The 21,346-nt window shown below is 70.4% G+C and carries 19 protein-coding genes and 1 pseudogene; 8 read left to right on the forward strand and 12 right to left on the reverse strand.

Translation table 11 applies throughout. From position 1 onward, the window contains the following. Positions 1-86: 86 nt before the first annotated feature. The 8 genes from ACTMTJ_RS34970 to ACTMTJ_RS35005 form a co-directional block, all read right to left on the reverse strand. Positions 87-2,720, reverse strand: a complete 2,634-nt coding sequence (locus ACTMTJ_RS34970; RefSeq protein ID WP_441222957.1) for a helicase HerA domain-containing protein — start codon at positions 2,718-2,720, stop codon at positions 87-89. Beyond that, entirely contained in the window at positions 2,717-4,519 is a 1,803-nt protein-coding gene (locus tag ACTMTJ_RS34975) for a VirB4 family type IV secretion system protein (RefSeq protein WP_441222958.1), read from the reverse strand. The genes ACTMTJ_RS34970 and ACTMTJ_RS34975 overlap by 4 nt, the downstream gene beginning before the upstream one ends. Next, positions 4,519-5,457: a PrgI family protein gene (locus ACTMTJ_RS34980; RefSeq protein WP_441222959.1), complete on the reverse strand. Its 939-nt coding sequence runs from the start codon at positions 5,455-5,457 to the stop codon at positions 4,519-4,521. Before ACTMTJ_RS34980 ends, ACTMTJ_RS34975 begins: the two co-directional genes overlap by 1 nt. Beyond that, positions 5,450-5,635 (reverse strand): hypothetical protein, encoded by a 186-nt coding sequence (locus tag ACTMTJ_RS34985; protein WP_441222960.1) that lies wholly within the window; start codon positions 5,633-5,635, stop codon positions 5,450-5,452. Before ACTMTJ_RS34985 ends, ACTMTJ_RS34980 begins: the two co-directional genes overlap by 8 nt. A 15-nt stretch (positions 5,636-5,650) precedes the next feature. Beyond that, positions 5,651-7,216: a hypothetical protein gene (locus ACTMTJ_RS34990; protein ID WP_441222961.1), complete on the reverse strand. Its 1,566-nt coding sequence runs from the start codon at positions 7,214-7,216 to the stop codon at positions 5,651-5,653. A gap of 1 nt (position 7,217) precedes the next feature. Further along, on the reverse strand, positions 7,218-7,544 hold the full coding sequence (locus ACTMTJ_RS34995; RefSeq protein ID WP_441222962.1) for a pilin: 327 nt from the start codon (positions 7,542-7,544) through the stop codon (positions 7,218-7,220). Between the two features lie 314 nt (positions 7,545-7,858). Then, positions 7,859-8,527: a hypothetical protein gene (locus ACTMTJ_RS35000; protein ID WP_441222963.1), complete on the reverse strand. Its 669-nt coding sequence runs from the start codon at positions 8,525-8,527 to the stop codon at positions 7,859-7,861. A 134-nt stretch (positions 8,528-8,661) separates the two neighbouring features. After that, complete coding sequence (locus ACTMTJ_RS35005) at positions 8,662-9,171, reverse strand: hypothetical protein (protein ID WP_441222964.1); 510 nt, start codon at positions 9,169-9,171, stop codon at positions 8,662-8,664. A 524-nt stretch (positions 9,172-9,695) separates the two neighbouring features. Between ACTMTJ_RS35005 and ACTMTJ_RS35010 the strand changes: the two genes are divergently transcribed. The 5 genes from ACTMTJ_RS35010 (at position 9,696) to ACTMTJ_RS35030 (ending at position 14,288) form a co-directional block, all read left to right on the forward strand. Continuing rightward, on the forward strand, positions 9,696-9,875 hold the full coding sequence (locus ACTMTJ_RS35010) for a hypothetical protein (RefSeq protein ID WP_441222965.1): 180 nt from the start codon (positions 9,696-9,698) through the stop codon (positions 9,873-9,875). A 276-nt stretch (positions 9,876-10,151) separates the two neighbouring features. After that, complete coding sequence (locus tag ACTMTJ_RS35015; RefSeq protein WP_441222966.1) at positions 10,152-10,877, forward strand: hypothetical protein; 726 nt, start codon at positions 10,152-10,154, stop codon at positions 10,875-10,877. A gap of 366 nt (positions 10,878-11,243) precedes the next feature. Continuing rightward, positions 11,244-11,819 carry an XF1762 family protein gene (locus ACTMTJ_RS35020; RefSeq protein WP_441222967.1) on the forward strand — a complete coding sequence of 192 codons (576 nt, stop codon included), beginning with the start codon at positions 11,244-11,246 and terminating at the stop codon, positions 11,817-11,819. Next, complete coding sequence (locus ACTMTJ_RS35025) at positions 11,816-12,922, forward strand: DNA-methyltransferase (RefSeq protein ID WP_441222968.1); 1,107 nt, start codon at positions 11,816-11,818, stop codon at positions 12,920-12,922. Before ACTMTJ_RS35020 ends, ACTMTJ_RS35025 begins: the two co-directional genes overlap by 4 nt. Before the next feature lie 409 nt (positions 12,923-13,331). Beyond that, entirely contained in the window at positions 13,332-14,288 is a 957-nt protein-coding gene (locus ACTMTJ_RS35030) for a tyrosine-type recombinase/integrase (RefSeq protein WP_441222969.1), read from the forward strand. Positions 14,289-14,893: 605 nt separating this feature from the next. Here the strand turns inward: ACTMTJ_RS35030 and ACTMTJ_RS35035 are convergent. The 3 genes and pseudogenes from ACTMTJ_RS35035 to ACTMTJ_RS35045 form a co-directional block, all read right to left on the reverse strand. Then, entirely contained in the window at positions 14,894-15,199 is a 306-nt protein-coding gene (locus ACTMTJ_RS35035; RefSeq protein ID WP_441222970.1) for a hypothetical protein, read from the reverse strand. Positions 15,200-15,208: 9 nt separating this feature from the next. Beyond that, positions 15,209-15,379, reverse strand: a pseudogene (locus tag ACTMTJ_RS35040) (transposase); the annotation flags it as partial. A 121-nt stretch (positions 15,380-15,500) separates the two neighbouring features. Next, positions 15,501-16,580, reverse strand: a complete 1,080-nt coding sequence (locus tag ACTMTJ_RS35045; RefSeq protein ID WP_441222971.1) for an alpha/beta hydrolase — start codon at positions 16,578-16,580, stop codon at positions 15,501-15,503. Between the two features lie 105 nt (positions 16,581-16,685). Between ACTMTJ_RS35045 and ACTMTJ_RS35050 the strand changes: the two genes are divergently transcribed. After that, on the forward strand, positions 16,686-17,594 hold the full coding sequence (locus ACTMTJ_RS35050; protein WP_441222972.1) for a LysR family transcriptional regulator: 909 nt from the start codon (positions 16,686-16,688) through the stop codon (positions 17,592-17,594). Positions 17,595-18,075: 481 nt separating this feature from the next. Here ACTMTJ_RS35050 and ACTMTJ_RS35055 read toward each other — a convergent pair whose 3' ends face one another. Next, positions 18,076-19,251 (reverse strand): IS110 family transposase, encoded by a 1,176-nt coding sequence (locus tag ACTMTJ_RS35055; RefSeq protein WP_441222973.1) that lies wholly within the window; start codon positions 19,249-19,251, stop codon positions 18,076-18,078. An 851-nt stretch (positions 19,252-20,102) separates the two neighbouring features. Here ACTMTJ_RS35055 and ACTMTJ_RS35060 point away from each other — a divergent pair. Both ACTMTJ_RS35060 and ACTMTJ_RS35065 read left to right on the forward strand, forming a co-directional pair. Next, entirely contained in the window at positions 20,103-20,828 is a 726-nt protein-coding gene (locus ACTMTJ_RS35060; RefSeq protein ID WP_441222974.1) for a hypothetical protein, read from the forward strand. Further along, on the forward strand, positions 20,804-21,277 hold the full coding sequence (locus ACTMTJ_RS35065; protein ID WP_441222975.1) for a tyrosine-type recombinase/integrase: 474 nt from the start codon (positions 20,804-20,806) through the stop codon (positions 21,275-21,277). Before ACTMTJ_RS35060 ends, ACTMTJ_RS35065 begins: the two co-directional genes overlap by 25 nt. Positions 21,278-21,346: the final 69 nt, after the last annotated feature.

The following is a 21,346-nucleotide window of genomic DNA, read 5'->3' on the forward strand; positions in this document are numbered from 1 at the left end:
TCGGCAGTTCGGTGACCATGGCTGCGCCGGGTCTGAGCCGGGCCTGGCACCGGCGCCGGGACTGTCGCCATCCGACGCGGTGCTGGTTATCTGCGGCGGGCCAGCCGTTGCATGCCGGTGGGTTCGTCCGGGTCGCTCTTGGCGACGCGGGCGGTGCATGCCTGCCGGATCGCGGTGGCTTCGCCGACCGGGTCGGTCGGCGGCAGTGTGCGCAGGGTGAACGCTGGAGTGGGGCGGCCGGCGGCGACCAGCCGGGTGGCGGCGCGGTAGACGTCCATGTGGGACAGGTCGTGGGCGTCGAGCTCGGGCAGGGTGTGTTTGGCCAGATCGACGGCGTCTTCGGGGGCGATGTCGAAGAAGATTTTGTTGCGGGCGTTGGCCGACAAAGCGCGTTGGGTCTCGTTCGGCAGTTGGGCCAGGTTCTGGTGCGCGAGGACGAGGGACAGGCGGTAGCCGCGGGCTTCGGCGAGCATGTCGTCGACCGAGCCGGGCAGGTTGAGGAAGTTGTGCGCCTCGTCGACGAAGACGGTGGCGTCCCGGCGCTGGTCCTCAGGGACGCGGGCGCGGGCGGTGGCGGCCTGCCAGGCGGTGGACAGTACGAACGAGCCCATCACCCTGGCGGTGTCCTCACCCAGCAGCCCTTTGGGCAGCCGGGCAAGCACGATACCGCCGGTGTTCAGCGCCTTGGCCATGTCGAATGTGGAGGTGGCGGCGCCGAGGGTGTACTTCGGGAACGGGCGGGTCAGGATCAGCCGCAGCCGGGACAGCACCGGGGCGATCATCTGGGCGCGTTGGGCGTGCGGAGTGGTCTCGAACGAGTCCCAGAACCCGCGCAAACCTTCCGGGTCGTCCAGGTCGACGGTCAGCTGCGAGCGGAACTGTTTTTGCAGCAGCAGCGGGGAGATGTTGGTCAGGACCGGGTTGGCGTGCCGCATCAACGTGAGGCCGGCCATGCGGAAGATGTCGTCCATCCGTGGTCCCCAGAACCTTTGGAAGATCTTGGAGAAGATGGAGACGATGTTGTCCACGGCCAAATCGGGGTCGTCGCCCAGTAGCGGGTTGAGCCGGTCCCCGACGCGTTGGTCGGGGTCGATCAGGATGACCCGGTCAGCCATCGTGGCGGGGATCCGGTCGAGGACGTCGGTGACCAGGTCGCCTTTGGGGTCGATGACCACCACGGCCCGACCGGCCAGGATGTCGGCGACGATCATCCGTACCAGCAGGGTGGACTTGCCGGTGCCGGTGGAGCCGATGACGTGCAGGTGATGTCGGGCGTCCGCGACCGCGAGGCCGACGGTGTGGCCGCCGACCTCGGCCCGGCCGAGGATTTTGACGTTGCGGCCGCCGGCCGGGACCTCGATCGGTGCCGGCATCGGCTTCGCGCGGGCCCGCAGCAGCCCGGGCACCGCCAGATCCAGGGGGAGCCCGGCGAGGACGGCAAGTTCGTCGGTGGACAGCAGGAACCCGCCGCGCAGCGGCCGGCCGGCCAGCACCCGGGCGGGGTGGGGCATGGCTAGGCGGCGCAGGCGTTGCCGGGCGCCGCTGTAGACGCCGTACGAGCCGGCGATGCCGTGCGCGACTGTCTTGACCCGGGCGTGGAGGTGGGCGGCGGGCACCCGTCGGGGGTTGGTGTGTACGACGGCGTAGCGGATGCAGGTTTGCCAGATCGGGCCGTCGACGAGCCTGTCCACCGCGGCCCGGATGTCTCGGTCCCGTTCCGGGTGGTGAACGTTGACTACCCGGCCGCCGGCCGGGCCTTGGGGGCGGGGGGCTGGTGTGGGCAGCAGCGGGTCGAGTAGTGCGCCCAGCCACCGGCCTGGGTTGAGCAGACCGGTTGGTGGGTGACCGGCGCGGAGGGCGCCGACGGTGCGGCGTAGCCGGCGGACCTGATGCGGTGTGGCGGGCCGGGTCAGGACCTGCACGCAGGCGTGTTCGTGGTCGCCGAGGCCACCGGCGGCGGTCAGCAGCGGCCGCAGTGGGTCGGTGTCGTGTTCGGTGCGCAGCGGCTGCCAGCCGGGCAGGGCCGGGACCAGGGCGCCACCAGCGGCGACCGCGGTCGGGGCGTTCGCCTTGGCGCGGCAGGTGAACAGCCGGCCAGCCGCGGCGCGCATGCCCGGGACCGTCGAACGGCCGCGGTTGACTGGCTCGACGGGGGCGTCCGGCTTCGCCGTGACGGTGTGGGCCGGTGGGGGCGGCACGGGTGGTGATGCGGCGCTGTCGACCATGCAGGACGTGCCGGGCCAGGCCCCGACCGCGGCGGCCACGATCGGGCTGGTCGGGATGGTGCCGGGCACCCAGAGCATGATCGTCAGTTGTCGGCCGGCCCACCGGTACTCCATGGCCACGTGTGGGGTGCCGTAGATGAGCCGGCGCCACCAGATCGGGCGCAGGATCTGGGCCAGGGTCGCCCACCACACCGCCGAGCCTTCGGGTTGAACCTCCGGTGGTGGGGTGATGGTGATCTGGTGCGCGTGCCGGGCGAGGCGTTGGTGCCGCCACATCTGCACCCGTCCGTGCACCACAATCGTGGCGAAGAGTGTGGCGGTGGCGAGCAGCAGCAGCCAGGGCCGGTCCCGCAGCCACCAGGCCGCCTGCCCGATCGCGTCGATCGTCGGGTGGGACGAATCGTGGTGGTCTTGCCGCGGGGTGCGGCTGGTCGGTGACGGCGTCGGTGTAGGCCGAAGCCAGGCCCGATCCGTCCACACCCGCAGCGGCGTCATGGCTGGCCGCCGTCGACGTCGCGGTCCCCGGTACACGCGGCGTGCTCGGCGGGGGAGCTGACCGCCTGGAATCCGAGCCGGTGGCCGCCGGACAGCAGCAGGCCTTCGCCGCGGCGGGCGGACAGCAGCAGCCGTGCCTCGCCGGTGGTCAGCCCGAACGCGGTGGCGATGTCGGCGATCGCGGAGGCGTCCTGGCGCAGCAGGATCTGGGTGGCGGAGTTGGCGACCACCGCACGGCCGAGTGTGCTGCCCAGGACGTCGGCGGCATCCTGGGTGATCACGGACAGGCCGGCGCGGCGTTTGCGGGCGGACTTGGCCAGGGTGCGCAGGAACGCGGCGCCGGCGTCGTCTTGCAGCAGTTTCCAGGCTTCGTCGACGATGACCAACTGGCGCAGGTCGTCGGCGACCGCCTGCGGGGCGGGGGTGTCGATCTGCCGCCAGATCGCGTCCAAGGCGAGCAGCATCGCCGGCGCCCGCTGTTCCTCGGACAGCTGCCGGGTGGACCAGACGACCAGCCGCCCGTCCGGCATGGTGGTGGATGGGCCGTCGAAGAGGTCTTTGAGACTGCCGAACGTCCACGGCCTCAGCTGCGCGGCGAGCGACAAAGCCGGTGTGGTGCCGGCCGCTTCGAGCGCGGCGAGGACGTCACGCAGCAGCGGCGCTGGCCGAGACCAGGTCGCCGGGTCGAGGTCGATGCCGGCCTGTTCGTAGGCGGCCAGGATGGCGGCGTTGAGGGCGGCGCGTTCCGGGCCGGACAGGTGGTCGGTGCCGAGCATGACCGCGACCAGGGTGACGACGAACTGGACCCGCCGGTCGAACGCCGCCGGATGCCGGTCGCCGGGCGGAATGTCGAGGGGGTTGATCCGGACCCCGGGGCCGCCGAGCTGGATGAGCGTGCCGCCGACCGTGGCGGCGAGGCGGACGTACTCGTCCTCCGGGTCGATCACTTGGATCAGCACCCCGCCGATCAGGGACCGGATGATCTCCAGCTTGATGAAGTAGCTTTTGCCGGCACCGCTTCGGGCCAGCACGACACTGTTGTAGTTGTCCGCGTTCCACCGGTCCCACCACACGACCCCGCCGGTGGCGGTGTTCAGCCCATACAGCACACCGCCCGGTTGGGGTGGGTCGCCGGGCAGCGGCGCCGGCAGGTCCGCGGAGGCGAGCGGGAAGGCGCAGGCCAGGGAGTCGGAGTCGAAGACCCGGCGCATGCCGAGGCTGTCCACCCCGAGCGGCAACCCCGAGGTCCAGCCCTGCATCTGCCGCCACGTGGCCGGGACGGTGTCCAGCAGAACCGAGGCGGCGATGGCTCGCACCTCGGCCACCGACTCGCCGAGTTCGTCCAGGGTGGGGGCGTGCACGACCAGGTAGATCCCGACCCGGAACAGGCGGGCGTCGCCGCGGGCGACCCGGTCAGCCAGGTCGGCGGCATCCTCGGCGGACGCCTCGGTGTTCGGGTCGTGCAGCCTGCCGTGGTCGGCGTCGGAGCGGCGGACGGTTTCCAGCCGGGCCCGCTGCGCCCGCAACCGGCGAGCCGCAACCGGCGCCGGGAGCGGTTCGATGTGCAACGTCAGGTCGAGGCGGCCCGGCCAGGCAAGCAGCGGCTCCAGCCAGGCGGCGGACACTTCCGCCGGATACTGGGTGACGATCAGGACGGCGGCGTAGCCATCCCCGACCCGCAGATGCCGGGCGGCGACCTCCACGGCGGCTGGGCCGAGGACCGCGGTCGCCGCCGCGGTGTCGGCGCCCTGGGCGGGCGGCGGTGCCGGGCGTGGCCGGGTCAACCATGGAACCCGCATCACGGCCTCCACCCGTTGGTGGTGACCGGCTGGTCCGGCCGCGCCCGGCCCGGATGCGGGTCGACACCGGCATAGGGGTCGGTCGCGGCGGCCAGGACGCCGGTGACGGTGCCGCCGTCCAGGACCCGGGTGGCGGCGCCGAGCGCCGACAGGGCGCCGGCGGTGTGTTCGGCCTGCCGCATCGCTTCGATATCGGCGTGGCGGCCGGTCGCGGTGTGCGCGATGGTGACGGTGCGCCATAGCGGGTCGCGATGCTCGGCCAGGTCGAGCAGGAAGCCGGCGTAGTCGCAGGCCGCATCGTGAAGGGCCGGGTTCGGCAGGGCCTGCGCGGCGTCCAGGACCCGGTCGGCGTGGGCGGCCAGGTCGACCCGGCGGGTGGACACCACGATCTGGGTCGGCCCGGACAGGGCGTGCAGCCAGCGGGCGAACCCGCCGAGCATCGCCGCCTGCTCCTCACCAGTGCGCAGCCCGATGTTCACAGTGGACACGGCGACCAGCGCGGCGTAGGTGTTGCCGCCCAGGTCGATCGCTCCGGCCTCGGTGATGCCGTTGGTGGGCAGCCGCAGCACCGCCGGCGCAGGATCCGCGGCAGGGTTTGTGCCGGCGGGTGCCCAGCGCGGCGGGGCGGTGACCTCGGTGGCGGCGGGCACCAGCCGGCGTGGGGCGCGGGCGGCGCGTAGCGCGGCCAGCAGCCACCGGTCGAAGCTGAGCCCGTCGCGGCGGCCCAGGGCGAGCACCGCCGCGGCGGCGGTCAGCGGGATGAGAGCACCGGCCAGGACCGGCGTCGGAAGCCAGCCGGCGCCGACCCGCCAGATCAGATACGCCGCCAGGGCGGCGGCGGCCAGGATGGTGACCTGCCGGGCGGTCAGCCCGTAGAGGATCTTGTCGGGGGCTTCGACGTCCGCGTGGATCTTCGCGCGGATCTCCGGTTCAGACATCGGGGTGCTCCTTCGCCGCAGGTGGGTCGGTGGGCCAGCCGGTGCCGGTCGCCCGGCCAGTTGGTGATGCGGTGGGTGGGTCGGTGGGCCAGCCAGTGCCGGTAGGCACCCGGGTGGCGGCCTGCCCGCCGGTGTCGGCGCTGCTCGTGTCGGGCGTGGGCGGGTGGGTTGCGGGCATCGCTGGTTGGTCCTTTCAGCGGTTTCGGGGTGGTGTCGCGGCTGGTGGCGGCGCGTGCCAGCCGGCCGGCCGCGGCCATTTCGGTTGGGTGTCCGGCCACAGTTGCGGCCGGTCCCGTGGCCGGGTCCGGACCGGCCGGTCGGGTAGGACCGGCCAGCCGGTGCCGGTGGCGCGGCGTCCGGTGGGCGCGACCCCAGCCGGTGCTGGGGCGGTGGCCCGGATGGGTTCGCCCGCGGTGATCAGCGGTGAGCCGTGGGTGGAGGCGGTCAAGGTGGCCGGGACGGCGCGTTGGTAGGACCGGGCGGTGGACGGCTGCGGGCCTTGGATCGGCTCGGCCGGCCAGCCGGTGGCCGAGCCGGTGTGCGCCCAAGGCCGCGACCACCGGGACGGCTTGCGCGGCATCGCGGTGCCCGGGGTGACATGCGACGGCACGACCGGCCGCGACCGTGCGGCCGGATCAACATCGGCCTGCGATGAGCCGGCGGTTGCGGCGCTGGCCGAAACGTGACTGGCGTTGGTGGTCGACGTGCGAGCCGAGCGTGGCCGGATCCAGGTGGGTCGGATCCGCGTGTGGGTGGTGCGGGGCAGCCGGCCGGTTCCGCTGCGCGGAAATCGGCTGGTCTTGCCGCCGGCGGCTGCGGCGGCGCCGGCTCGTCCGCCGCCCCACACGCCGCCGGTCACGGCCCGGGTCACCTGCTGGACGACCGCGACCCGCAGGATCATCCCGAGCACGTTGCCGCCGCCGCGGCTGTGGGTGACGTATTGGCGGATCAGGCTGGGGATCTTCGCGACCGCGTACAGGATGCAGGCGATCACGAAGAGGTTGAACACCTCGGTCGGGTCATTGGGCAGCCCGAACTGGTCGACCTGCGCGTCGGGGGAGAAGTAGATGACCGCGGCGGTGTGCAACGCGACCGCCTGCGCGGTCACCGTGCCGAGCGCGCCGAACAACGCCCGCCACCACAACCGAGCGGCCGGATCGGTCCACGGAGTCCCATGACAGGCCAAAGCGATCGGCGCCACGCCGACCAGGACGATGGCCAGCCCGAGCCGAAGGATCCAGCCGAGGATGATCCACATCACCAGACCGGCGATGCTCAGTGAAACGATCGTGGTGAACAGCCCGATCGCCGGGTTCGCCAGTGACCCCTCGACGATCCGCCGCATCTGGGACAGCGATTCGTCGGAGGCGATGTCCTGCCCGGTGATCGCCCGGGTCACCGCGTTCCCGAAGGTGATCAGCGCATCACATATCGGCATAGCGAAGTTCGCGGCGACGAACCCAATCACCAGACGCGGGGCCAGGTCGGTGAAGCCGTAGCGCATCTGGACCGTGCCGCGGGCCATCACCACGACCGCGACCGCGACAAACGCCAGGACATAGCAAACGTTGACGATCGCCAAGGAACGGTCATGGAGGGCCTGGACCTGGGGCAGGACGGTCACGTTCGGCACGACCAGCACAGTTGCGGCCAGCCAACCCCAGACGGTGTTGATCACGTCAGCGGCGACACCGCCCAACCACTTGACGACCTGATCCAGCAGCGCCTCGACACCGAAGCCCCAGGGGGTCCAGCCCATGTCAGATCTCGCCGAGGATCTGGCCCAGGATCCCCATGAAGACCGGCGTCAGGATCACGCCGGCGTAGCCGACAGCGGCGGCCTTGAACGCGACCTTCGCGCGTTCGAGCTGGGTCGTGTCGCCGCCGGCCATCATGTACAGGGCCAGGCCAGCGGTGCCGCACAGGGTCGCGATGGCGAACGCGATCCCCGCGATCCATTTGGTGGCGTCGTCGATAACGAGCTCGAGGTCGGCGGTCGGGTCCTCGCCCGGTTCGGGCGCGGCCAGCACGACTGCGGTGGTCACAGCCGATGCGGTCCGGGCGACGGTACGGATGATGCGGTTCATGACGGGCACCTCCCGCCCCCACCCACAGGTGGGGGCGTGCACGAAGCGGTAGGGGAAGCGCCACCAAGGGATCAACAAGGCGTGCGGCAAGCGGGTGGGAGCGTTGCTCCTTGTCTGCCGAATGCGGGCCAGGTGTGAACACGAACCGGGTCGGCCAGCCCGTCACCACACACGGTTGAGCCCTTGGCGGCGCAGGGAGACACCGGTGACCGCGTCCGGCCGTGGTGACTCCTTGCCCCTCCAAGGGCTCGTGTTGGGTGGCCGATCTAGCACGCCACGGCCTGTTGAGCGCCCAACAGCACCCAACAAACCAGCTATGCGGCGACCGGCACGACGCCCAACAGTTCGCGCAGCCGCTTACGGCGGCGGACCAGGGTGGCGTCCAGCCGGACGTGGTCCAACTCGCCGGCGCGGATCGCATCGGCCAGCTTCAGCTGTGCCTTGCGCCGCCAGTCACCCGCGACGGCTGCGCTGATGCCCAACTCCGCGGCAACCGTGGCCACCGTGTGACCTTCCAACCTAGTGCGGCCAATCAGCTGGTGCTCTTCGCTATCGATCACGCCCGCCGCGAACGCGCGGGCCAGGACCCAGTCCGGATGGTCCCACGGGTTTAGCGGCGCCCGCGACCACGGCCGATTCACGCGGATCGCGGACGCGTCGGCGTCCGCGTCGCGGGCTTTACGCGCACGACGCGTGCCGGCATCGACCAGCTTCCCGACGATCCGGTCGTCGTCCAGGTCGACCCTCTTCAACTGGGTCAGGAAGCCTTCCAAGACCTCGGCGTGCAGGTCGACCGTAGGCGACGCCCAGTCACTGCCCACCCGGCGTACCGCGCGACGCAGGCCCGGCATGGCCAGGCCAACGCAGGCGATCACCCAGGCCGGACCGTCCCGGCGAGCCCGCACCACGAGTTCGCGCCAGACCGCGTCCTGCTCCAGCCGGGACATGCCCCGCCCGAGCAGCAGCTTCTTGAGCTCGTCCAAAGCCACGATGCGGTCCGGTAACCCGTCGAAGCCTCGACCGTCAAAAGCGAGCGGGGCCGGCGGGCAGGTCAACAGAGCGAAAGCCCGATCAGCGGCGGCCAGAGACGACGACGGCCACGACGAAGCCACCCCGCTCACCGCACCGCCAGACGAACCCACGCCAGCCGGCGACCAGCACGGCGGTAGACATGGTTGGCGGCCATCATTGCCGGCCGCTCCAGCACACGGTACGGATCCCACAGACGGCCGCCCGGCCGGTCGTCGTGTTCGACCAACCGGACGGCGGTGAGGAAGCCGGTCAGCACCGCGTCTTGCCATGCGTCGCCGCCTCGTCGGTCGGCGAGGAGTTGGGCACGCCGGCGAAGGCCAGGCATGGCCAAGCCGACCCATGCCACCGTCCAGTCCGGACCGTCGTAGCGAGCCCGCAACACCAGAACCCGCCACACCGCCACCCGCACCCGGTGCGGTGTCCGCGCCGCCCGCACGATCGTCTGTAGCTCGTCCAGACGCAGCGTGCGCTCCGGAAAGCCAGGTACCTCGCCGTCCACCTGCAATGGCGACGGTGGGCCGGCGAGAACGTCGAAGGCCGATTCGGCGTGTTCCGGCGCCGACATCCACCAGGCGGAGACTCGCATTGATGACATGGCTTGGCTCCCGACACAGAGCAGGAACAGGGGATAGGCGCGACACCACCCGGGTGTGCCGCAACCCCAAGCCAGCCACATCAACCCAACGCGAGCCGGCCAACAGCCGCCAACAAGTCCACCCGGGGCGCAGACGCCCGGAACGCCGCGATGACCGGCTGTTGGGCCAGCTCAGCAGCCGTGCCGACGAGGCCGCGACGGCAACGGCAGCGCGGAGCGCCAAGAACCTTGTCGCGGACAGGTTCTCCCGCGATGGCGCAGGTCATCACCACCACGCAGAAGGTGTTTGTTCGATGAAACTCGATACCGGCCAACGTGATGTTCGAACGGCGCCGCCTTCCACAAGTGCCTGCGCCCAACGGGCACAACAGCGCCGGCCACACCACAGCGTTGGGCGGCCTCCACCACGCGGCAGCGGCGCGAAGGCTTGCGGTCTGAGCCTCTCCAACGACCGACGCTCGGCAGCCGCCGACCACGCCGCCGCTCTTATCACCCAGGAGTTCGCCGCCGACCTACGGCGCGACGTGAGCAGACTGGCGCGCGCGGTGGTCGAGGCGGCCGCACCGTTCCTGGTCGACGCTGACTACGTCGACCATGCGTTGACCGCCCGTTTCCCGACGGACGACGCAACGCCGCCGCCACGGCCCACACCGCAAGAGCTGTGGCGCCGGGCCGCCGGGGGCAAGGGCCGCTACCGCAGCTGATGCAGCAGCACCAGTGGCTGACCCTGACCACCATCCGCGTCGCGGACGACAGTTCGGCAGCCGAGTAGCACCGTAGATCTCGACAGCCGCCAACGGTTGGCGTCCGGCCACGCGCTCCGCGGTGGAGGCTGTCTGCCGACGTGGTGTTGGCGGCGTTGGTCAGGGCCGTTGGGTGCTGTTGGGTGGCGGATCGGGTCACACAGCGCCAACGGGCACTTCTGTTGGGCCTTGTATGGATGTGAACACGGCCGGCCGGCGCGGGAGCAACACCCGCGTATGACTGGACCCCCGCACGTCCACAACGAACCTACCGACACCGAACTCATCGCTACTGAGCTGGCTGCCGCAGTCGGCCGGCTCACCGACGCCCTCGTCGCCGCCGACGCCTTCACCATCAACGACAGCGATGGCCCGGTCGCGGTCATTGTCTGGCGATTCGCGACCGGCCACGACAGCGGCAGCGACCCCGCCGCCCGGCTGGCGCGACTGCTGGTGCGCACCTACACCACGCCCGGCGCGGTGGTCGTCGACCTCGACAACGACCCAACTTTCCGCTCGGTGACCCAGGCAACGGGTCGCCGCTACATGCCGGTCACCTCGCCGACCCGAGTGCCCTCCCCGACGCATCTCCCGCGGCCGGCCGGACTTATCGCACTGCGCTGGCCTCACCAGCAGGACAAGCCCGACGGAAATCTGGTGGAGCTGCTGACCGCCTGTCGTGGGCTTCTGGCCCCCGACGGGTGTCTGCTCGTCAGCCGTGCCACCACAACACCGGACCGCCGCTACACCGATGACGCCCGCACCCTGCTCGCCGCGGCCTGTCGTGCGCAGCTGCGCCGGCTGCATCACATCGTCGCCGTCACGGTGCCGATCGCCACCGACCGGTTCACCTACGTCGCCACCCCAGACGAGGTCGCCGCGCTGCACCACGACGCCGCCCAGACCGGTGGCCACTACCAAGACCTACTGGTCTTCGTCCTGCCGGTAGGTACCGATGCATAGCCTCCAGACGTCAACGCTGAAACCGCAGGCCGGCCACGCCCCGTCCCCACAGACCCTTCGACTACCACAGCTCGGGCGCAGACCACGTCGCCGGCCAGAGGGCGAACGTCCCATCGCGAAGACCGGCGCCGGCCGGCTGCCGTCACCCGAGATGCGCCGCTGCGTCGAGGCGACGTGTCGCGGCGCAGCCGCCAGGAGGCCAGACCGGTCGCGACCGGACGGCCAGGATGTCGCGACCCGGCCGGCCCGCCGAAGCGACACGACCTCCAGTCCGCGGCGAGCAGGCCGCGAACGGCGGGCGGCCAACCCCGTTGTTGTGCGTTGCGGTATCCAGGTGGCCGCCGGCCAGGCGGACGGAGCCCCACGATGACCCGCCACGGTGCCCGTCGCAGCACTGACCGTGTCCGTCGCGGGTCGCGGCCCCGGATCCGTCCGATCAGCTATCGGCAGGCGTGCGCGTTCATCCGCACCCATCACCGGCACCTGGGACCACCGCAAGGCCACAAATACTCCATCGGCCTGGCCGCCCCAAGCGGAGACCTGGTCGGCGTCGCGATGGTCGGCCGGCCCATCGCCCGCCACCACGACGACGGCCTCACCGCCGAAGTCACCCGACTGGCCACCAACGGCTCCCGCAACACCTGCTCCGCGCTGCTGGCCGCGGCCTGGCGGGTCGCCCGGAGCATGGGCTACCAGCGGATGATCACCTACACCCGCCACGACGAGCCCGGCACCAGCCTGCGCGCCGCCGGCTGGCGGGCCGTCGCCGACATCCCCGCCAGCAGCGGCTGGGACCGACCTACCCGCCCCCGCACCAGCCACGGCGCCGACCAGGTCGCCCGCACCCGCTGGCAGGTCACCACCCCCGACTGGCACGCCCGCCCCACCGACAACCACAACAGCGACCAGACGGCCGCCGACGCCGCGCGGAGGCGATCATGACCCGCACCGCGCTTGCCGCGCCGGAACCCGCCGACCGGTTTCTCTACCACCGCGACGGCCCCGTCACCCTCTACCTCGGCGACGCCCACCGCGTCCTGACCGCGCTGCCCACCGCGTCCGTCGACACCGTCGTCACCTCACCGCCCTACTACGGTCTGCGCAACTACGACGTGCCCGGCCAGTACGGCCTCGAACCCACCCCACAGGCCTATGTGGACACGATGGTGCGGGTCTTCACCGAAGTCCATCGCGTCCTACGCGACCACGGCACGCTGTGGCTGGTCCTCGGCGACTCCTACAGCCTCAACTCCGGCGGCGCACCCCGCGGCGGCACCTACAGCGGCTACCGCGGCACCGCCACCAGCCGCCCCGGCCTGATCCGGCCCCGCACCCAGGATCTGCTGCCCGCCAAGAACTTGATTGGAATTCCGTGGCGGGTCGCGTTCGCGCTCCAGGACACCCGGCTGTGGTACCTACGGCAGGCGATCATCTGGCACAAACCCAACGCCACCCCCGAATCCGTCCGGGACCGGCCGTCGTGTTCCCACGAGTACGTGTTCCTGCTGGCCAAGAACCGCTTCTACTACTTCAACCTGGACGCGATCCGCGTCCCCCTCGCACGACCCGACGCCCTCGACGGCACCCGCATCATCGGCGGCCGCCACAAAGGCCAGGCAGGCGGGATCGGCCCGACCCGCCGCCGCCGCGGAGCCACCGCCTACGGCGCCAAACCCGCCACATACGCGACCGACCGGGCCGTCCAGCACAGCGAGCCAGGCCGCAGGCACCTGCTGGCCACCGGAACCACGCACTCCACCACGCACCCCAGAGGCCGCAACCCGGGGTCGGTTTGGAGCATCCCCACCCGCCCGTACGCCGGAGCCCATTTCGCCGTCTATCCACTGGATCTGCCGACAACGGCAATCAAGGCCGGATGTCCACCAGACGGGCGCGTCCTGGATCCATTCAGTGGCGTCGCCACCACCGGCGTTGCCGCCGTCCAGTTCGGGCGGCAGTACTGGGGCATCGATATCAAGGCCGACTACCACGACATCGCGATCAGGCGGCTCGCCGCGAACGCCCCGGGGCGGGGACCGTTGTGAGAGGCCGCCACGAGCAAGGCATGAGACACACGACGGCCCGAACACGCCACGACACGGCGTCCGGTCGCGGGGGTCGCTGCCGGTCAGGCAGTCAGGGGAGTCTCTGCGGCCCAGGGCACCGGTCAACACGATCCAGTGCACAGCACTCGCTGTTGGCCGTCGATGTCCGGGCTCGAGCGGCGCTGTTGGGTGCTGTTGGCTCCTTGACCGTCACCGGTCGACAGATTCGTCGGCGCTGTTGGGCCTTCAAAGGACATGAAGGGCCTGCCTATCCGACGCGAGAGCGTCATCTCGAACAGACACAAGCAGCTACGCGTCCACTCCCGCGTACGCCGTCCGACGTTGACGTGACCGGCAGCTTCAGGGGAGCGGAGCGGCGCGCGGCTACCTGCGAAGACGGTGAAGTGCCGTGACCGGAGATCTGGTGCGGCTGACAACGGGAATTGCCGCCGTCTGGGCCGGATTCGTGCGGGACTGGGACCGAACACTGAGAGCCGGCAACTATCCAACGACAACCCGGTACAACTACCTGCTGGCAGTCGTGCAACTGGCTCGCTATCTCGACGACCACCGTGTCGATGCCAGCGCCGAGGCCGCCGCCGCGGATCCGACGGCCGTGCGGCGAGCGCACTTGGAGAGCTTCCAGGCGTGGATGGTGCAGACCCGCTCACCGTCCACGGCGATGAACAAGTACAAGGCCTTGCAGCAGTTCTTCCGCTGGCTGCTCCAAGACGAGGAGGTCATCGAACGGTCGCCGATGGAGCGGATGCGGCAGCCGAAGACACCGCAGAAGCTCATCCCGGTCCTGCGTGACGAAGAGACCAAGAGCGTCCTGGACGTGTGCAAGGGCAACGACTTCGCCGGACTACGGGACGAGGCGATCATCCGCCTGCTGTACAACACCGGAGCGCGGCTGTCGGAGGTCGCCCACCTGGCCGTCGCCGACGTCGATCTCAATCGCGACGTGGTGCACTACCACGGCAAGGGTGCCAAGGACCGGCAGGTCCGATTCGGACCGAGGACCGGCCGAGCGCTGAGCCGATACCTGCGCGCCCGCGCCCAGCACCGGTACGCCATCTCCGAGCACCTGTGGCTCGCCGTGCGCGGCGGCAACCCGCTGGCCGCGAACGGGATCAAGCTTATGCTCCGCCGCCGCGGCGAGGCGGCCGGCGTGCCACATCTGCACGCTCACCGCTGGCGGCACACCTTCGCCCACGAGTGGAAGCTGGCCGGCGGCGACACCGGCGATTTGATGCTCCTGCTGGGCTGGACATCCGATGACATGCCGCGCCGCTACGGCGCGAGCGCCGCAGCCGAGCGCGCCCAGAAGATACACGCGCGGCTGAAGGTAGGCGAACGTGTCTGAAAAGCGGAATGGGCGCGGCGGCCGGGTGCGGGGGAGTGGGTTGACCGCGGCGCAGCGCAGTCGCCGAGCTCGGATCGCCGCGCACGCATCATGGGCCAGGACCGTCAACCGGACGGCCCGGACGTCTTCTGGCACTAGGGCGTTCCTCGATCGGTTCGAGCGTCAGGTTGATCCCGAGGGCGTGCTACCTGAGGAGACCCGCGTCGCGATGGCGAAGCACGCGCGGAAGGCGTACATGCTGCAACTGGCCGAACGCTCCGCAGCCGTCCGACGACACAAAGCTCAACTGTCGAGCACTTGATTACATGTCAAGAAGACCCGAAATCCTAGAGACGCCTCAACATCAATGCATACCGCCACGCGGGCCCCTGCTGGCCGGCCCGACCCACGGCTAGGCCCGAGGAGCCCTGGTCCGTTGCCGTGCCGGCGGCGTATGGGAGTACCTTCCGGCACAGCATGCCTGGCGTCGCGGCCTTGCCCGCACGGGCCTGGCATCCGCCGGGATCTGTCGATCAGCGAGTAAGTTGAGCAGCCAGCGACGTGGCCGGCCACCGCAAACACGGCCACGTCGCCCCACCACTTCACTCATTTGGCTTCCCTCTAGGTCAAGGGGTTGCGGCGAGGGATGTTTTAGGCTGGTGGGCAGCGGGTCCGGGTTGTGACTTGTTCGAAGAGTTGGCTGTTGGGATTGGGCTGGCCGCGGTGGATTGCAGAGTCGCTGCCTGGTGTCCTCCCGGGCCGGCCTTGCTGGTCTGGGTGCGTCGGGTGTCGAGGACCATTCGCTGGTAGACCACGTCGGACAGGTGGCGTTTGAGGGCGCGAAGGGCTTCCATCGTGGTCTTGCCTTCGGCGACGCGGCGGCGGTAGTAGGCGCGGCCGGGAGTGTCGTGGCGTAGTTGCAGGATGGCCATGATGTGCAGGACCCGGTTGATGCGACGGTTGCCGGCCCGGGACAGACGGTGGCGTTTCTGGTCGCCTGAGGATGCCTCGATCGGCGCGGTGCCGTTCCACGAGGCGAAGTGGGCCTTGCTGCGGAACCGGCTGACGTCTGCGATGTCACCGAGCAGGCGGGCCGCCCGGGACGGGCCGATCCCGGTTGAGTTCGCCCACCGAGCTGCCGGTGGCGGCTACGAGGTCGAGGTAGGCGTCGGCGAGGTCGCCCGCACGGCTGCTCGGCCGGCCCGGATCGGCAAAACCGCCGCCTGAGCGAGTTCAGCGTCGGGCCAGGAAATTGGTGGTCTCGGCGAGGAACCGCTTGCGTCCGTGGTTGTCGCGGTCGAGGTGGGCATAGTGGGTCGCGCCGGTCAGTTCGACGCTGCGGACCTCGGCGGCGTGGACGAGGTGGTCTCGCATCGCGCGGGGATCCTCGGGCCGGCTCCAGAAGTCGTACTCACTGCGCAGGATCAGCGTCGGGGCGGTGATCAGGCTGGCGTCCCACAGTTGGCGCCCGGTGGCGAGTAGGAAGCTGTCCTCCAGCGCCCCGGTCGGGGCCCGGAAGCTTGGCGGGGTCCGCGAGGCGCTGGTCGGGTCGGAGGCGAGCGCGGCCCGCTGGTAGGCCGCCGCGACGGCCGGATCACGCCACACCGTCTTGTCGTCGCCCGGGATGCCGGCGTCCCAGGACGGCAACAGGCTGTCGGCGGTGTTGAGCCGGTACGCGCCGAAAGCCGCCGCGTGGAACTGGCCGGGCCGGTCGGGGTCCTCGTAGTCGCTTCCGCGTCCGAGGGTCGGATGCCCGTCGTGGGCGCCGTACAAGGTGTTGTAGAGCACCAGGTGGCTGACGCGGTGCGGGTTGGCGGCGGCGTACTGGCCCAGCCAATGGCCGCCGGTGGCCCAGCCGAGCAGGGCCACCCGGGGGTGGCGGGTGTGCCGGCTGATCAGGTCGACGACAGCGGCGACATCGCGGACCACCTCGGCGGAGCGGGCGGCGGGTGGATTGGCCCGCGGGTCCTGCTCCATCGACGGCGGGCGGGTGGAGGCGCCGTAGCCGCGCGCGTCCATGATGTACACGCGGTGGCCCGCGTCCGCGAGGACGCCGGCCAGGGAGCCACCCGGCACTGGCAGGTCGAAGCTGGCCACCCCGGGCACCCGCGCGCCGTGTAGCAGCAGCACCGGCGGCCGTAGTGAAGGGCGAGCCGGTCGCACCTCACGAACCGCGATCCGGACACCGGGATCGCTGGTGACTCGCAGATCTGTTCGGATCGTGCGTGAGTGCTCTGTGGCGTCGGCTGTCACCGGCAGCAGGGTCGCCGCGACGATCGCACCGGCACCGGCCAGCAGCAGGTTCCTCATCATCGTTTCCTCCTTAGGTCGCCATCCACCGTTCTCGGCCACGAGGGCTGTCGTCACGTTTCATATATCGCTGACGACTGTTAGATATCCGTCGCATATCGTCAGAGGGTGGAGCTGCGACACCTGCGTTACTTCCTCGCCGTCGCCGAGCACCTGCATTTCGGCCGGGCCGCCGAGACGTTGGGCATCCGGCAGCCGCCGCTGAGCCAGCAGATCCAGGCGCTGGAGGCGGAGCTGGGCGTCGCGTTGTTCGACCGCAGCACCCGGCAGGTGCGGCTGACCGCCGCTGGTGAAGCGTTCCGGCCCGACGCGCAAAAGGCGGTCGACCACGCTGGCGCGGCGACCCGCGCCGCGCAACGGGCCAGCCGCGGTGAGACCGGGCACCTCGTGGTCGGCTTCGTCGGCTCGGCCGCGCTGACCCTGCTGCCGCCTCTGCTGCGCGCGTTCCGCAACCGCTACCCGGACGTGACGCTGGACCTGCGCGAGCTGACCACCGCCGATCAGGCCGGCCAGTTAAGGGCGGGCCGGCTCGACATAGGACTGCTCCGGCCACCGGTGCCCGAGCCCGACGCCGACGGCCTGCACGTCGAATCGGTTGGCCGCGAACGCCTCGTCGCGGCCCTGCCCGCCGGCCACCGCCTCGCCCGTACCCGCGGCATCGCTCTGGTCCGGCTGGCGCACGAACCGTTCGTGCTGTTCCCCCGCCGCCTCGGCCCCGGTCTGCGCGACCAGATCGACGACTACTGCCGCTCCGCCGGCTTCACGCCCACCGTGGTGCAGGAAGCCGTGCAGATGCAGACGATTCTCGGGCTGGTCGCAGCCGGCCTCGGGGTCTCCCTGGTCCCGTCATCGCTCACCCGCACCCACCACGACGACGTCACCTTCCACGCCGTTCACCCCGCGGCGAAGGTCGTCGACCTCGCTCTCGCCCACCGCAACGAGCAGCCGTCCGCGCCGACCCTGGCGCTGGCCCGGCTCGCCCGGGACCTCGCCCGCGCCAGGCCACAACACGGGTAACAGCCGAGAGTCGCGAACCGCGTCCGAGCACGGAATCCCTGCCGTTATCGACGGCGGGACCGCCGGTTGCGAGATGAGCTTCGATCGCCGCTGGCCTGGAGGGGGAGTCGGCTGTCCCGTTCGAGTTTGCGGGTCCGTGCTCCTGAAGATCTGAGCGGCCGTCGTCTCCGCTACCCAGTGCGCTGGACGCTGGCGGGTGCACCCGGGAACGTTTCCCATGACACCGTGTTGAAAGCTGTTGGCCGCGAGATCGCGCGCGACTGCACGGTCATTCTTCCTGTTGGGCTGTGTCGGGGGAGCGCTGCCCGCCGAGTTTGCACCGCCGCACGGGCGCGAATGCCTGTCTTCCCAGCGCAGCGCACCGTGCACGGACTCACCACATCGGCCTCGCCGCATGGATCAAGATCATCCTACTCATCTGTCGCCGATCCGCGCGGTGCTGACCGCAAGATCAGGCGCACGCTCATGGTTCCCCTCTAGGTCAAGGGGTTGCGGCGAGTTTTGTTCTAGGCTTGCCGCTGGCGGGTCCGGGTTGTGACTTGTCCGAAGTGGCGGCTGTCGGGATTGGGCCGTCCGCGCTGGATTGCAGAGTCGCTCCCGATTGTCCTGCCGGGCCCGTCCCGCCGGCTCGATTGCGTGTGGCGTCGCGGAGCATCTGCTTGTAGACCACGTCGGACAGGTGCCGTTTGAGCGCGCGCAGGGCTTCCATGGTGGTCTTGCCCTCGGCGATACGGCGCCGGTAGTAGGCGCGGCCGGGGGTGTCGTGGCGCAGCTGGACGATGGCCATGATGTGCAGGACCCGGTTGATGCGCCGGTTCCCGAGCCTGGACAGGCGGTGGCGGCGTTGGTCGCCGGAGGACGCTTCGATCGGGGCGGTGCCGTTCGGTGAGGCGAAGTGGGCGGCACTGCCGAACCTGGCGACATCACCGATGTCGCCGATGAGGCGTGCGGCGCCGGATGGGCCGATTCCGTTGAGGTCGCGTAGCGAGCTGCCCGCCGCGGAGACGAGCTGGCGTAGCTGCTTGTCCGCGGCCCGGATCTTGGCGTCGATGACGGTCAGCTCGTCGATGAGCTCGCGGGCCAGGTCGTGACGGGTCCGGGCGAGGATGCCGACCGGTTCGGGCGCGGTGCGCAGCAGGTAGCTGGCCTGGCCGCGGGTGAGGAACTTCTTGGCCCCGCCCGGGATCAGCTCCAGCAGCAGATGGTGGATGCGGCTGACCGTCTCGGTGCGGGACCGGCCGAGCTCGTCACGGCGGTCTACCAGCAGCCGCAGCGCCACGGTGGCGTCGTTGACGGTCACGGCACGCAGACCCGGGGTGCGTAGCCCGGCCACCGCGACGCTGTGCGCGTCGACCGGGTCGGTCTTGCGGCCCTGCCCGGTGTGGAAGACCCGCACCCGGGCGGACAGCTTGGCGGGCACGTCGAGGACGGGTTCGCCGTCGGCGACCAGGCGTTGGGCGATGTGCCGGCCGATGCCTGCGCAGCCTTCCACGGCCCAGATGCGGTCGGGGAAGTGGCGGCCGGCGGCGAGCATCTGCTGGTAGCCGTCGGTGTCGGTGCCGTAGCGGCCCTTCGCCAACATCTGCTCGCGTTCGTCGATGACCTCTACCGTGGCCGACCGCTTGTGCGGATCCATCCCGATCACCACACGACCCATGCGCTCGCTCTCCTCGCTTGTACACAGTGGACTATTGCGAGGAGGGCAACGCTACTTCCAGCTGGGCAAACCGCTCTTGAGCCACTCCCGCAGCGGTGACCGGCGGGCGCACGCCAAATGAGAGTCACACCCCTTGAGCCGTGGACAGCCGCGAATGAGAGCAACCCGCCGGCCACCTCGACCCAGCCTGGCCGGGCTGGAGTCGTAGATCAAATTAGATAAGTAGCCGCGATCCGGCCGTTACGAGGGGTGACGAAGCTGGGCCGATCGTCAGTGTCGGGAGCGGGTCGCGGTCCGGCGTGGCAGCTTGTTGTTGTAGCGCGGGTGTTGGTCTTGCGTCGCCGGGCCCCTAATGCCTGGGCTGCGGTGCCGTGGCTGTCGCGCTACGGGCCCGTGCCCGTAGCGACCGTGTCGCGTTGGCTGGCTGCCGCTACTACGGGGTCTTCTGGGTGAGGGCGGTCCGTATCTGGCTGCCGCCGCTGCCCGAGTGTTGTGGTACCTCGGTGTCGTGGGACGCATCCGGCTGCGCAGCGCGCTTCGCACCCTGCTGTGTTGTCTGGCCTTGGGCGGGGACCCGGATCGTGTGTCCGGTGGGACTCCTTTACTCGGCCGATTTATGCTTCCAGTGACCTGGGGCAAACATGCGTGAGCATGCCGCTGATTGGGGGTCAAGGGGTCGTCGGTTCAAATCCGGCCGTCCCGACCATGGCTGACCAGGCAAGATTAAAGATCTTGCCTGGTTTCCGCTAACAGTGATCGCGCAGTGTCGGTCGAGTCCTCGCCCCGTTAGCGGAGGAGATCGACCCGTGGCTATCTACCCCTACCAGTTGGCCCGCGGCCAGACTCGCTGGATGTTCACCATCGACCTGCCCCCGGCCTCCGACGGCAAGCGCCGGCAGATGAACCGCAGGGGCTTCGTGTCCCAGCAGGCCGCACAGGCGGCGGAGACCGAGGCCCGCAGGTCGTACGCCCGCGCGGACCTAGCCGCGGACGGCAGTCTCGCCGCCGAGCTGGCGGTGTGGCTCCGTGAGCGGGAGCTGGACGTGCAGCAGACCACCCTGGGCAACTACCGTGACATCGTCAACTGCTACATCGTTCCGGATTTGGGCAGCCGGCAGGTCTACGCGCTGTCCAAGCGCACCATCCACGACTTCTATATGACGCTGCTCAAGCGGGGCAGCAAGCGCGGCACTCCGTTGTCGCGGACCACCGTGCGGACCGTGCACCGGGTGCTGATGAAAGCGCTGAAGGATCTACGCATCGCCGTCGACGGAGTCCGCGAACCGCGCAAGGAGGACCGGGAGACCCAGGGACGCAAGGGCGTGTGGACGGCAGAGCAAGCCGCTCAGTTCCTAGTTCACCAGGCCGACCACCGGCTTTACGCGGCCTGGGTCCTGGCCATCGTGGCCGGCCTGCGCCGCGGCGAGCTACTCGGGCTCAAATGGGATCGCGTCGACTTGGACGGCGGTGCTCTCGCCATCTACTGGCAGCGCACGACGACATCCCGTGACAGTGCCATCGAAAAGGCGCCGAGGGCAAGGGCAAGCGCACCGTGGCCATCGGGCCCACCGCGGTGACCGCTCTGCGTGTGCACCGGCGCTGCCGGGATGCCGAGAAGGAAGCCGCCGCCGAGGTATACGACGATGGCGGCTACGTGTTCTGTCGCGAGGACGGCCGGCCGTACTACCCGCGGTACCTGACGCAGGAATGGGAGCGGAGCTGCCGGGCCGCTGGCGTGCCGGTGATCGCCCTGCACGACGCACGACACACCTCGGCGACCACCGGTGCTGACGCCGGCGTGCCGCAGCACGTCATGAAGGACCGGCTCGGCCACGCCAGCCGGCGCACCACCGACGAGGTCTACACCCACGTGCTGGACCTGAGCGCGCGCAAGGCCGCCGAGCTGATGGAGACAGCCATCTTCGGCCCGACGCAACGCTCAAGTGGCGTCCGCGAGGCCGAGACGGCCTATCACCCGACCAGGCGCTTGGCCGCCGCTCGTCGTCGTATCCGTCGCGCGGCCTAGAAGGGGGATCGTCGTGGCCGCCGGCCAGGTGCGGCGGCCACGGCTACCTGCGCCGCCCGGGTGGTCGCC

Origin of the sequence: Phytohabitans sp. LJ34, from assembly GCF_052068095.1 — a bacterium.
GTDB lineage: Bacteria > Actinomycetota > Actinomycetes > Mycobacteriales > Micromonosporaceae > Phytohabitans.

Coding starts and splice junctions, on each gene's coding strand:
- ACTMTJ_RS34970 (WP_441222957.1), bottom strand. CDS start 2,720: ATGACGCCGCTGCGGGTGTGGACGGATCGGGCCTGGCTTCGGCCTACA.
- ACTMTJ_RS34975 (WP_441222958.1), bottom strand. CDS start 4,519: ATGCGGGTTCCATGGTTGACCCGGCCACGCCCGGCACCGCCGCCCGCC.
- ACTMTJ_RS34980 (WP_441222959.1), bottom strand. CDS start 5,457: ATGTCTGAACCGGAGATCCGCGCGAAGATCCACGCGGACGTCGAAGCC.
- ACTMTJ_RS34985 (WP_441222960.1), bottom strand. CDS start 5,635: ATGCCCGCAACCCACCCGCCCACGCCCGACACGAGCAGCGCCGACACC.
- ACTMTJ_RS34990 (WP_441222961.1), bottom strand. CDS start 7,216: ATGGGCTGGACCCCCTGGGGCTTCGGTGTCGAGGCGCTGCTGGATCAG.
- ACTMTJ_RS34995 (WP_441222962.1), bottom strand. CDS start 7,544: ATGAACCGCATCATCCGTACCGTCGCCCGGACCGCATCGGCTGTGACC.
- ACTMTJ_RS35005 (WP_441222964.1), bottom strand. CDS start 9,171: ATGTCATCAATGCGAGTCTCCGCCTGGTGGATGTCGGCGCCGGAACAC.
- ACTMTJ_RS35015 (WP_441222966.1), top strand. CDS start 10,152: ATGACTGGACCCCCGCACGTCCACAACGAACCTACCGACACCGAACTC.
- ACTMTJ_RS35020 (WP_441222967.1), top strand. CDS start 11,244: ATGACCCGCCACGGTGCCCGTCGCAGCACTGACCGTGTCCGTCGCGGG.
- ACTMTJ_RS35025 (WP_441222968.1), top strand. CDS start 11,816: ATGACCCGCACCGCGCTTGCCGCGCCGGAACCCGCCGACCGGTTTCTC.
- ACTMTJ_RS35035 (WP_441222970.1), bottom strand. CDS start 15,199: ATGGCCATCCTGCAACTACGCCACGACACTCCCGGCCGCGCCTACTAC.
- ACTMTJ_RS35045 (WP_441222971.1), bottom strand. CDS start 16,580: ATGATGAGGAACCTGCTGCTGGCCGGTGCCGGTGCGATCGTCGCGGCG.
- ACTMTJ_RS35055 (WP_441222973.1), bottom strand. CDS start 19,251: ATGGGTCGTGTGGTGATCGGGATGGATCCGCACAAGCGGTCGGCCACG.
- ACTMTJ_RS35060 (WP_441222974.1), top strand. CDS start 20,103: ATGTTCACCATCGACCTGCCCCCGGCCTCCGACGGCAAGCGCCGGCAG.